Consider the following 12,039-nt stretch of genomic DNA (forward strand, 5'->3'; position numbering starts at 1 on the left):
ATATACACTTTCGGTTGGATAAGTAATTTGGCGAGATTATACGATGATCAAACAAAGGACACTTAAACGTATCGTTCAGGCGACTGGCGTCGGTTTACATACCGGCAAAAAAGTCACACTGACGTTACGACCTGCGCCGGCCAATACCGGGGTCATCTATCGTCGCACCGACTTGAATCCACCGGTAGATTTTCCGGCCGATGCCAAATCTGTGCGTGATACTATGCTCTGTACTTGTCTGGTGAACGAGCATGACGTGCGGATTTCTACCGTAGAGCACCTTAACGCCGCCCTCGCGGGTCTGGGTATCGACAACATCGTTATCGAAGTTGATGCACCAGAAATCCCGATTATGGATGGTAGTGCTGCTCCGTTCGTTTATCTGTTGCTGGATGCCGGCATTGATGAACTGAACTGCGCGAAGAAATTTGTACGCATTAAAGAGACTGTTCGCGTTCAGGATGGCGACAAGTGGGCTGAATTCAAACCGTTTAATGGTTTCTCGTTGGACTTTACCATCGACTTTAACCATCCGGCGATTGATGGCAGCAACCAGCGCTACGCGATGAACTTCTCTGCTGATGCGTTTATGCGCCAGATCAGTCGCGCTCGTACTTTCGGTTTCATGCGTGATATCGAATATCTGCAGTCCCGTGGCCTGTGCCTGGGCGGCAGCTTCGATTGTGCCATCGTTGTTGACGATTATCGCGTACTGAACGAAGACGGCCTGCGTTTTGAAGATGAATTCGTTCGTCACAAAATGCTGGATGCGATTGGCGACCTGTTCATGTGTGGTCACAATATCATTGGTGCATTTACCGCGTTTAAATCCGGTCATGCACTGAACAACAAATTGTTGCAGGCAGTCCTGGCAAAACAGGAAGCCTGGGAATTTGTGACCTTTGAAGATGAAGCTGAACTGCCTCTGGCATTCAAAGCTCCAAGTACGGTCATGGCGTAACGGTTAACACCGTTTGTAAAAATCGACTGGTTAACCTGGTACTCTCTCCGGCCAGGGAGACCAGTCGTTTTTGTTTTTACACTTCTGGTTTTCTCCCCCTCATGACACTGGGTCTGCAGAGCACAGAAAGTGCACGCGATTGCTACTTTCTTAACCGCATTTACCCGCTGCATTACGTCATTCCTGCTGCTGTATTGTCGCTTTAGTGATAATATCTGTGCGCTAAAAAGAATAAGTGAACGCATGCCTGTCCGGGCTTGCATACGATGGTGGATTAGGTGAGCGGAATTTTAACGCGCTGGCGACAATTTGGCAGACGTTACTTCTGGCCGCATCTCTTATTAGGGATGGTTGCGGCGAGCTTCGGCTTGCCTGTACTCAGCCACAGCGCGGAGCCGTCAGCACCTGCGAATACCACGACCACCAAACACGATCTCTCTACGCGGGTAAACTTTACCCATCTTGCGCTGCTTGAAGCGAATCGCCGTCCAAGTTTTACGGTTGATTATTGGCATCAGCATGCTATCCGCACGGTTATCCGCCATCTCTCTTTTGCGATGGCCCCTCAGGCCATGCCTGTTGCGGAAGAATCACTGCCGGTTCAGGCGCAGCATCTTGCTCTGCTCGATACGCTCAATGCATTGTTGACGCAGGAGAGTAAGCCGCCGGTTATTGTTCGTCAGACGACGAACAGCGCTTCCATCACACACGCTGCCTTTTCGGTGTCTGCCTGGATTAGCCAGGTCCAGGGTATCCGCGCCGGGCCTCAACGCCTCAGCTAAATTAACTGTAATTCAATACCTTAATTTATCTGCCTGTCTAAGGCGTGTGAGAATTTATTATGCTAATCAAGTTATTAACCAAAGTTTTCGGTAGCCGTAACGATCGTACCCTGCGCCGTATGCGCAAAGCTGTCACCGTGATTAACGCAATGGAACCGGAGATGGAAAAGCTCTCCGACGACGAACTCAAAGCCAAAACGGGCGAGTTTCGCGAACGTCTGGAGAAAGGCGCAACGCTCGAAAGCCTGATCCCGGAAGCCTTTGCTGTTGTACGTGAAGCCAGTAAGCGTGTGTTCGGCATGCGTCATTTCGATGTACAGCTGCTGGGCGGTATGGTTCTGAATGAACGTTGCATCGCAGAAATGCGTACCGGTGAAGGTAAAACCCTTACCGCAACTCTGCCGGCTTACCTGAATGCACTGTCGGGTAAAGGCGTTCACGTTGTTACCGTCAACGACTATCTGGCGCAGCGTGACGCCGAAAACAACCGTCCACTCTTCGAATTCCTGGGTATGACTGTCGGCATCAACATGTCCGGCCTGCCAGCTCCAGCCAAGCGCGAAGCCTATGGCGCGGATATCACTTACGGGACGAACAACGAATACGGTTTTGACTACCTGCGCGATAACATGGCGTTTAGCCCGGAAGAGCGCGTACAGCGTAAACTGCACTATGCGCTGGTGGATGAAGTTGACTCCATCCTGATCGATGAAGCGCGTACCCCGCTGATTATCTCCGGTCCGGCTGAAGACAGCTCCGAGATGTACCGTAAAGTCGATAAAATCATCCCGCACCTGATTCGTCAGGAGAAGGAAGATTCCGATACGTTCCAGGGGGAAGGCCACTTCTCCGTGGACGAAAAAGCGCGTCAGGTGAACCTGACCGAACGCGGCCTGGTGCAGATTGAAGAGCTGCTGGTTGAACAAGGCATTATGGAAGAGGGTGAATCACTCTACTCTCCAACCAACATTATGCTGATGCACCACGTTACTGCGGCATTGCGCGCTCACGTGCTGTTTACCCGTGACGTCGATTACATCGTTAAAGACGGTGAAGTAATCATCGTTGATGAGCATACCGGCCGTACCATGCAGGGCCGTCGCTGGTCTGATGGTCTGCACCAGGCTGTGGAAGCGAAAGAAGGCGTTGATATTCAGAACGAAAACCAGACGCTGGCTTCCATCACCTTCCAGAACTATTTCCGTCTCTACGAAAAACTGGCGGGTATGACCGGGACTGCGGATACCGAAGCGTTTGAATTCAGCTCTATTTACAAGCTGGATACCGTCGTTGTCCCGACTAACCGTCCAATGATCCGTAAAGATATGCCGGATCTGGTCTACATGACCGAAGCGGAAAAAATTCAGGCGATCATCGAAGATATCCGCGAGCGTACCGCTGCAGGCCAGCCGGTGCTGGTGGGGACTATCTCCATCGAGAAATCCGAAGTGGTTTCTCATGAACTGGATAAAGCAGGTATCAAGCACAACGTGCTTAATGCCAAATTCCACGCCAAAGAAGCGGATATTGTTGCCCAGGCAGGCTACCCTGCTGCGGTAACCATCGCTACAAACATGGCGGGTCGTGGTACCGATATTATGCTCGGGGGTAGCTGGCAGGCCGAAGTGGCCGAGCTGGAAAACCCAACGCCAGAGCAAATCGCGCAGATCAAAGCCGACTGGCAGGTGCGCCACGATGCTGTCCTGGCTTCTGGTGGTTTGCATATTATCGGTACTGAGCGTCATGAATCACGCCGTATTGATAACCAGCTGCGCGGTCGTGCGGGTCGTCAGGGGGACGCCGGTTCTTCCCGCTTCTACCTGTCGATGGAAGATGCCCTGATGCGTATCTTTGCCTCTGACCGCGTGTCCGGCATGATGCGTAAACTGGGTATGAAACCAGGCGAAGCGATTGAACACCCGTGGGTAACCAAAGCGATTGCTAACGCGCAGCGTAAAGTGGAAAGCCGCAACTTTGATATCCGTAAGCAGCTGCTTGAGTATGATGATGTCGCTAACGATCAGCGTCGCGCTATTTATACCCAGCGTAACGAACTGCTGGATGTGTCCGATGTTAGCGAAACCATCAACAGCATTCGCGAAGACGTCTTCAAAGCGACTATTGATGCGCACATTCCGCCGCAGTCCCTGGAAGAAATGTGGGATATCGAAGGCCTGCAGGAACGTCTGAAAAACGACTTCGACCTCGAGCTGCCAATCAAAGAATGGCTGGATAAAGAGCCAGAGCTGCATGAAGAAACGCTTCGTGAGCGTATCCTTGAAACCGCTGTTGCTGTTTATAAGCAGAAGGAAGAGGTGGTTGGCGCAGAAATGATGCGTCACTTCGAGAAAGGCGTCATGTTGCAGACGCTGGATTCTCTGTGGAAAGAGCACCTGGCTGCGATGGATTACCTGCGTCAGGGCATCCACCTGCGTGGTTATGCGCAGAAAGATCCGAAGCAGGAATACAAGCGTGAATCTTTTGCAATGTTTGCCTCCATGCTGGAATCGCTGAAATATGAAGTGATCAGCACCCTGGGCAAAGTTCAGGTTCGCATGCCGGAAGAAGTTGAAGCCATGGAGCAGCAGCGTCGTGAAGAGGCTGAGCGTCTGGCTCAGATGCAACAGCTCAGCCACCAGACTGACGAAGACGAAGCGGCTGCAGAGCTTGCTGCACAGACTGGCGATCGCAAAGTAGGGCGTAACGATCCATGCCCATGCGGTTCCGGTAAAAAATATAAAGCGTGTCATGGCCGTCTGAGCTAAACACGTATTTAATCAAAAAGGCGCAGATCTCTGCGCCTTTTTTATGGATGTGACAATATGAAAATACTGCAAATCGCCGTCGGGATTATTCGCAACCCGCAAAATCAGATCTTCATTACCCAACGCGCCGCTGATGCTCACATGGCAAATAAGTGGGAGTTTCCGGGGGGTAAAATAGAATCAGGTGAAACGCCGGAACAGGCGCTGGTTCGCGAGCTTCAGGAAGAGGTGGGTATTACGCCACTGGGTGCGACACTGTTCGACAAGCTTGAGTATCAGTTTCCGGATCGCCACATCACGCTCTGGTTCTGGATGGTGGAGCGCTGGGAGGGAGAACCGTGGGGGAAAGAGGGACAGCCCGGAAACTGGATTGAGCTTGCGGAGCTTGACGCTGACAAATTTCCGCCAGCTAACGAACCCGTCATTACTAAACTGACCCAGGAATGGAAGGCCTGCTAAGCAGATTGCCAGCAGGCGCAGCGGAGAACGGGTTACTGTTGTTCTTCGCTCCAGTCGTCGCTGTCGGACAGATCGCCCGCGCTTGGGATACGTTTCTCTTCCGCAGCCCACTCGCCCAGATCGATTAACTGGCAACGTTTGCAGCAGAACGGGCGAAACGGGCTAATTTCGCCCCAGATCACGGCTTTGCCACAGGTCGGGCAACTGACGGTAATAATTTCAGACATCAATACTCCTTAGCAGCAAGCCAGTTCGAAATCGAGGCGTTCCGGGACAATGCCGTTTTCGCTGTCCAGCGGCATAAATCGGATCGCAAAGCGGCTCTTGTGACCGGAGATTTGCGGATAGAGCTGGTCGCTGAGTGACAAATGCAGTCGTAGCAGGTCGGCATCGTCGCCATTGTCCTGGTAGAACCCGTTAAGGCTGGTCTGTTTGCGAAACGGTGCTGACTGGCGGACCAGATCGAGGATCAGGGTTAATGCCTGATGCATTGGCGCCAGGCTATCCATCCAACCTTTAACCTGACTATCCCGCTGTTCCTGCGGCATATGTAGCCACATATGCAGTGTCGGTAAATCAAAGCTACAGCAACCGCCGGGGATGCTCAGACGCTGGCGAACCAGGCCAATCAGACGATCCTCACGCAGAAATTGCCCGACGCGAGGAGCCGCCATCAGAGTGCTGCTGCTCTGCTTCAACTGCTGACGCAGTGAATCTATGCGGTTCTGATCAACCCCCGGGACTTCCGTCCAGGCCTGCAACTTACGCTGCTGACGCTCAAGCTCTTTAAGCAACTCAGTACGCACATCGCCGCGTTCAATCACATCCAGCAGATCGCCTACATTGCGAAAAAAATGCAAAGCCGTTGCGTGGTCGGCAATAGGCAGATGACGAGACAACTGTTGAGTCAGAAATTCGATGCGCAGCCACGTACGCATTTTTTCATTGAGTGGGTGCTCAAAAAGGATGTGAGTATTCATTCTGATTTTTCCTGTGCTGCGGCCTGCGCGGCATATGTCAGATATTGCGCATGCAGGCGGGCCACATCCGATGCGAGATTATCGGGTGCGCCATCATTATCAATAACATCGTCTGCGACGGCAAGGCGCGCTTCACGCGTAGCCTGCGCAGCAAGAATTTGTTCGGCTTGCTGACGAGAAACCTTATCGCGCAACATCGTGCGCTGAAGCTGTGTTTCGCGTGAAACATCAACCACCAGGATTCGATTAGCTTTGTATTGCAGCTGATTTTCTACCAGTAGCGGCACAACCCATAAAACGTAAGGCGAAGTGGCCTCAGATATCTGGCGCTGGGTTTCCTGATGAATCATGGGGTGGAGAAGAGTGTTGAGCCAGGTTTTTTCTGCCGGATGCGAAAAAATACGCTCGCGAAGCAGGCGTCGGTTTAATGTGCCATCAGCATGAATAATGTTGTCCCCGAAATGAGCCTGAATAGCATTTAAACCGGGTGTGTGAGGCTCTACCACCTGACGGGCAATGATATCAGCATCAATTATCGTGATACCTAAACGTGCGAATGCGTCAGCAACAGTGCTTTTGCCGCTGCCAATGCCACCTGTTAACGCAACAATGTACCCCATTAAATGAAATCCTGGGTGTTATTCATTATTAAAATCAAGGTCTTAAAATTCAACTTTACGGTAGTGATGGGTTAATTCTGGTTACCTGCTTTTTACCAGGTAAATTTATAGGATTGTAGCGTAAAAAAAGAGAAATTCGCAGTCTTGCGGAGCACGTATTAGTGCGTATGATAACGTCACTGGAGTTGTGCTTTTAACATATTTGCCTCTAACCCCAGGAATCCGCACATGCGTATCGAAGAAGATCTGAAGTTAGGTTTCAAAGACGTTCTTATCCGTCCTAAACGCTCTACACTGAAAAGTCGCTCAGACGTTGAACTCGAACGTCAATTCACCTTCAAACACTCAGGTCAGACCTGGTCCGGCGTGCCAATTATTGCCGCTAACATGGACACTGTGGGCACTTTTGCCATGGCATCGGCGCTGGCCTCCTTCGACATCCTGACCGCAGTTCATAAGCACTACAGCATTGAAGAGTGGAATGCTTTTGCCTCTTCACAATCAGAAAATGTGCTTAAGCATGTAATGGTTTCCACCGGTACGTCCGACGCAGATTTCGAGAAAACGAAACAAATCCTGAAAGCTAATCCGGCGCTGAATTTCGTCTGTATTGATGTGGCGAACGGCTATTCCGAGCATTTTGTCCAGTTTGTCAGCAAAGCCCGCGACGCCTGGCCAGACAAGACCATTATTGCCGGTAATGTCGTAACCGGTGAAATGTGTGAAGAATTAATTCTTGCTGGTGCCGATATTGTGAAAGTGGGGATTGGCCCAGGCTCCGTCTGTACCACTCGTGTCAAAACCGGTGTTGGCTATCCGCAGCTGTCCGCTGTGATTGAGTGTGCCGACGCGGCACACGGTCTTGGCGGTCAGATCATTAGTGACGGCGGTTGTACCATGCCGGGCGATGTTGCTAAAGCCTTTGGCGGCGGCGCCGATTTCGTGATGCTTGGCGGCATGCTGGCGGGACACGAAGAGAGCGGCGGTACTGTGGTTGAAGAAAACGGCGAGAAATTCATGCTGTTCTACGGTATGAGCTCTGAATCTGCGATGAACCGTCACGTCGGCGGCGTTGCTCAGTATCGTGCTGCAGAAGGTAAAACCGTGAAGCTGCCGCTGCGTGGTCCTGTCGAGAATACTGCCCGTGATGTGATGGGTGGGCTGCGTTCCGCATGCACATACGTCGGAGCCTCGCGTCTGAAAGAGCTGACCAAACGCACAACGTTTATTCGCGTTCAGGAACAAGAAAACCGCGTTTTCAACAGCCTGTAAGTGCTCTGCTGGCGTACAGTCGTGCGCCAGCACTATCCTGCACTCATGGCATCTCCCAAATGAAAAATGGGCAGATACATTGCCACCACCAGCGTTCCGATAATCACCCCTGTCACAATCAGCAGTAACGGCTCTAAAAGTGAAGCCAGATTATCTGCATGCTGAAATGTCTGCTCATTGTGATGATGTGCCAGATTAGCCAGCATCGTATCCAGCGCCCCTGATACTTCGCCGGTTCGCACCAGTTGGATGCAAAGCGGGGTAAAAACTTCGGCTTCGCTCAGGGATGACCATACTGGTGCGCCCTGCGCAACTCGTTCTCTGACGCCTTTTAACACCTCTTGCCAGTACACACCTTCGACCGACTCTTGCGAACTTTCCAGCCCCTGCAAAAAGGCGATCCCTGCCCGCTGTGTGAGCGATAAAATCGTAAAAATCTGACCCAGTTTTTGCCCCCTTACCAGCGATCCCATAATGGGGATCCGTAACACGAAGCGCTGGTATAAACGCTGCCAGCCGGGGTGACGCTTTAAATAGCGCATCATAATTGCCGGTAAAAATACGGTGAGGATGAGCGCCACGGCCTGCTCGTGGACAAAGGTTGCAAACCCCATCACCAGCTGTGTGAGCACTGGCAGTGGGGTATTGAACGTTTTATAGATCGCAGCAAACTCAGGCAGCACCAGCGTTACCATTGCCAGTACCACGACCACCGCCAGAATCAAAATGATCATCGGGTAACGCAGCGCTTTTTTAACTTTCGCGCTCAGCTGATGCTGTAATTTTTGCTGCTGAGCGAGCTGGCGACAACACTCTTCCAGTTTTCCTGTTAGCTCTCCGGTTTTCATCATGGAGACATAAAGCGGCGGGAAAGCGTCCGGCCATTTTTTTAACGCCTCTGAAAAGGCGCAACCCTCGCTGAGATCCTCTGCCAGGCTGGACAATAGTGCCTGCCACTGCTTAACAGGATGCTGTTCAGCAAGCATTTGCAGGCTTATGGCGAGCGTAAGACCGGCCTGAAGCAACGTAGCGAGCTGACGAAATATTTCATAACTGTGTTGAGCCTGCCATTTTTGCTGCATAAGACTGCGCGACAGGCCGAGCGGGCACAGCTGCTTATCTGACAGGCGAGCCATGGCCGCAGTGCGATCGGGTGCCCAAATCGTACCCTGTTGAAATTCGCCGTTAAGGGTCAGGGCGCGCCAGCGCCAGAGATGATTAGCCGCCATGGGGCACTCCCAGTACGCGAACGATTTCTTCCAGAGTGGTTAGCCCTTGTTCCACTGCCATGCAACCGTGTTCAAAGAGCGTCGTCATGCCACTTTGTTTGGCACTCATTTCAATCTCTTCGATGGATGCATCGCTGGCGATGGCCTGGCGAATATCATTGTTCACGCGCAGGACTTCAAACAGGGCGACGCGGCCATAAAATCCGTGGTAACAGCGATCGCAGCCTACCGGTTGCCAGTGTGGTAGCTTTCGCGGCCAGACTGATTTCGGCAGCAATGACTCTTCCTGCGTCTCTTTTCTGCAATGAGGGCACAGGCGGCGGACCAGCCTTTGCGCAATCACCAGGGTCAGAGCAGAGGAGACCATCCAGCGGGCAACGCCCATCTGCTGTAACCGGATCAGCGTTTCGGTTGTCGAGTTAGTATGTAGCGTTGAAAGGACTAAGTGCCCTGTCTGTGCGGCATTGATGGCGATCTCAGCCGTTTCGCCATCGCGGATCTCGCCCACCATAATGATGTCAGGATCCTGACGTAAAAGCGCACGCAGAACGCTTTGAAACGTTAGGCCAGCCCGGGGATTAATTTGCGTCTGGTTTAGTCCCGCAAGGGGGATCTCTACCGGATCTTCAACGCTACAGATATTTACATCTTTTGCATTGCAGGCTTGCAGCGCGCTATAGAGCGTAACGGTTTTGCCGCTACCGGTGGGACCAGTCACCAGCAACAGCCCTTGTGGCTGCTGCAGCGCCTGCGAAAAAAGACCAAGCTGATCGGCGGTCATACCTAACGTTTCAAGTTCCAGGGCCTGCTGCACCTGGTGCAGTAAACGCAGAACGATTTTTTCACCTCCTCGACATGGAAGAGTGGCGATGCGAAAAGAGACGGATGCACCGGACAGTTCAACGGCGAACTGCCCGTCCTGGGGTAGGCGACGCTCCGCGATATCCAGATTACCCAGCACCTTTAAGCGAGCAATCAGCGTAGTGGCCATGGCTGTGCTTAAAGGCGGCTGCAGGTAAAGCACGCCATCAATCCGTAAGCGGATTTGCCAGCTGTTTTCTGCGGGTTCGATATGGATATCGGAGGCGCGCTGGCTGAGCGCCTGCAATAGCGTTCTGTTCAGGATATCGACCGCAGAATTCGTCGCAGAAGCCGCTACCGGCAAATGCGATTGCGATAAAGTCTGCTGATGCTTCTCCATACGTTCAGCCGTCCAGCATTCAATATCAATTCGCTTTTGCGTCGCAAAACGAAGCGCCTCCATGAGCTCCGACGGTGGTGTGCCCACCACCGCAATACTGACCCGGCCAGAGTCGCTGCTCAGCAGCAGCGCATGATGGCGTTGGCACAACATAACCAGTTGCTCTGAATTCATCATCCGCTCCTCTTACTTCGTGTCGAAACGGAACACGTCTTCACAGGCTTGTTTCAGCGCGCTGTCATTGTCGATATTACAGTCGCGCGTCCAGCCCGTGATCCCGTCACCGTCACTCCAGAGAGGAGTCATAACGACGTCAAGACCATTCAGGCTCTCTTGACCCGTCAGCGCGACTGCGCCTTTGACGACACTCATGGCTGAAACGTAACGCGTGGTTGTGGGGGAGGGGATGCCGTTGGTACCGCCATCGCAGGTACTGACCCCGCCGTGATCGAGCGCGCAGAGTTCGATGGCTGTGCGATAAGGCACGAAAGTTTGCAGCATATCGGTCAGCGCGGCTTTACGCAGATAGTTTTGATAAGCGGGTACGCCGATGGCGCTGAGGATCGCGATAATGCCGATGACGACCATTAACTCAATGAGGGTAAATCCTTTTTGTCTGTTCATGTCTGCTCCTTAGGTTGAGTGGCGCAACTGTGGCAGGGCAGAAGAACAAAAACGAGCGGTGAAACCACGATTGTGAAGGGGGATTCAGGGGATTTCAGAAGGGTTACACAGAGACGCAAAAGATGTGCGAGGCGGATCGAATTCTCTTGATCATTCAGCCCTCTCCCGCAGGAGAGGGAGGACACGGTTGTACTATTTAAAACGCATAGAGAGATCGAGGGCGCGTACATGTTTGGTGAGCGCACCCACGGAGATAAAATCCACACCCGTTTCGGCAAACTCACGGATAGTTTCACGCGTCACGTTGCCGGACACTTCAAGCTGGGCCTTGCCGTTTGTGCGTTTTACCGCTTCACGCATCCGATCGGTATCGAAGTTATCCAGCATAATAATATCTGCCCCGGCCTTGATGGCGTCATCCAGCTCATCAAGGTTTTCCACTTCCACTTCGACCGGTACGTCAGGGTGGAACCAGAACGCTTTTTCGACGGCCTGGCGCACTGAGCCAGACGCAATAATGTGATTCTCTTTGATCAGAAACGCATCGGATAATCCCAGACGATGGTTTGCCCCACCGCCGCAGAGAACCGCGTATTTCAGCGCCGTGCGCAGGCCCGGAAGGGTTTTGCGCGTATCCAGCAGCTGAGTGCGAGTCCCTGCCAGCAGAGCCACATAAGTGCTGACTTCACTGGCCACGCCGGACAGCGTCTGCACAAAATTCAGGGCGGTACGTTCGCCGGTTAGCAAGACGCGGGAAGGGCCGTTCAGCTCGAACAGTGGCTGATTGGCCGTGATGGTGTCGCCATCTTCGACATGCCAGGTGATCTCAACGTCATCGCCTGCCAGTTGAGTAAAGACCTCTTCCACCCAACGCTTACCGCAAAAGACACCGTCTTCACGGGTGATGATCACCGCGTGTGAGCGCGTCTCTTTTGGCAACAATTGGGCGGTAATATCGTTATCGGCGTTAACCTCACCGCCCAGATCTTCGCGCAGCGCATGGGCGACGCTTGCCGGGATATCGAGGCTAATACGTTCCAGAAGCGCGTCACGTCGGTGGTCGGGGTTATAACGGCGAGGCGGCATGATAAAACTCCAAATTGGTAACGAATCATAAGATTGAAACATGCTACTCTGAACCGAGTA

The 12,039-nt window shown here is 52.5% G+C and carries 12 protein-coding genes; 5 read left to right on the forward strand and 7 right to left on the reverse strand.

The annotated features are described in order from the left end of the window. Window positions 1-43 precede the first annotated feature (43 nt). The 4 genes from lpxC to mutT all read left to right on the forward strand — a co-directional run bounded on the left by lpxC (window position 44) and on the right by mutT (window position 4,967). Entirely contained in the window at window positions 44-961 is a 918-nt protein-coding gene (lpxC, locus tag SOM82_RS03675) for a UDP-3-O-acyl-N-acetylglucosamine deacetylase (protein ID WP_154127196.1), read from the forward strand. A 278-nt stretch (window positions 962-1,239) separates the two neighbouring features. Continuing rightward, window positions 1,240-1,743 (forward strand): secA translation cis-regulator SecM, encoded by a 504-nt coding sequence (gene secM / locus SOM82_RS03680; protein WP_320460326.1) that lies wholly within the window; start codon window positions 1,240-1,242, stop codon window positions 1,741-1,743. Between the two features lie 59 nt (window positions 1,744-1,802). Next, window positions 1,803-4,508, forward strand: a complete 2,706-nt coding sequence (gene secA / locus SOM82_RS03685; RefSeq protein WP_320460325.1) for a preprotein translocase subunit SecA — start codon at window positions 1,803-1,805, stop codon at window positions 4,506-4,508. A gap of 57 nt (window positions 4,509-4,565) precedes the next feature. Next, on the forward strand, window positions 4,566-4,967 hold the full coding sequence (mutT, locus tag SOM82_RS03690) for an 8-oxo-dGTP diphosphatase MutT (protein WP_320460324.1): 402 nt from the start codon (window positions 4,566-4,568) through the stop codon (window positions 4,965-4,967). Between the two features lie 32 nt (window positions 4,968-4,999). Here mutT and yacG read toward each other — a convergent pair whose 3' ends face one another. From yacG to coaE, 3 genes are read right to left on the reverse strand one after another with little or no spacing between them, the layout of a single operon-like run. After that, a complete protein-coding gene (gene yacG, locus SOM82_RS03695; protein WP_100777615.1) occupies window positions 5,000-5,194 on the reverse strand; it encodes a DNA gyrase inhibitor YacG in 195 nt (64 codons plus the stop codon). A gap of 9 nt (window positions 5,195-5,203) precedes the next feature. Further along, entirely contained in the window at window positions 5,204-5,947 is a 744-nt protein-coding gene (gene zapD, locus SOM82_RS03700) for a cell division protein ZapD (RefSeq protein WP_320460323.1), read from the reverse strand. Next, window positions 5,944-6,567 carry a dephospho-CoA kinase gene (gene coaE, locus SOM82_RS03705; RefSeq protein ID WP_320460322.1) on the reverse strand — a complete coding sequence of 208 codons (624 nt, stop codon included), beginning with the start codon at window positions 6,565-6,567 and terminating at the stop codon, window positions 5,944-5,946. Before coaE ends, zapD begins: the two co-directional genes overlap by 4 nt. Window positions 6,568-6,795: 228 nt before the next feature. Between coaE and SOM82_RS03710 the strand changes: the two genes are divergently transcribed. Next, window positions 6,796-7,839 carry a GMP reductase gene (locus tag SOM82_RS03710; protein WP_320460321.1) on the forward strand — a complete coding sequence of 348 codons (1,044 nt, stop codon included), beginning with the start codon at window positions 6,796-6,798 and terminating at the stop codon, window positions 7,837-7,839. Between the two features lie 32 nt (window positions 7,840-7,871). Here SOM82_RS03710 and hofC read toward each other — a convergent pair whose 3' ends face one another. From hofC to nadC, 4 genes are all read right to left on the reverse strand, one after another. Next, the gene (gene hofC / locus SOM82_RS03715) at window positions 7,872-9,068 is read right to left on the reverse strand and encodes a protein transport protein HofC (RefSeq protein ID WP_320460320.1); all 1,197 of its coding nucleotides are present in this window, start codon (window positions 9,066-9,068) and stop codon (window positions 7,872-7,874) included. Continuing rightward, window positions 9,058-10,443 carry a type II secretion system protein GspE gene (gene gspE, locus SOM82_RS03720; RefSeq protein WP_320460433.1) on the reverse strand — a complete coding sequence of 462 codons (1,386 nt, stop codon included), beginning with the start codon at window positions 10,441-10,443 and terminating at the stop codon, window positions 9,058-9,060. Before gspE ends, hofC begins: the two co-directional genes overlap by 11 nt. 12 nt (window positions 10,444-10,455) lie before the next feature. Beyond that, the gene (gene ppdD / locus SOM82_RS03725) at window positions 10,456-10,893 is read right to left on the reverse strand and encodes a prepilin peptidase-dependent pilin (RefSeq protein ID WP_154127204.1); all 438 of its coding nucleotides are present in this window, start codon (window positions 10,891-10,893) and stop codon (window positions 10,456-10,458) included. A gap of 192 nt (window positions 10,894-11,085) precedes the next feature. Next, window positions 11,086-11,979 (reverse strand): carboxylating nicotinate-nucleotide diphosphorylase, encoded by an 894-nt coding sequence (nadC, locus tag SOM82_RS03730; RefSeq protein ID WP_320460319.1) that lies wholly within the window; start codon window positions 11,977-11,979, stop codon window positions 11,086-11,088. Window positions 11,980-12,039: the final 60 nt, after the last annotated feature.

This window comes from Lelliottia sp. CFBP8978 (genome assembly GCF_034046055.2).
GTDB lineage: Bacteria > Pseudomonadota > Gammaproteobacteria > Enterobacterales > Enterobacteriaceae > Enterobacter.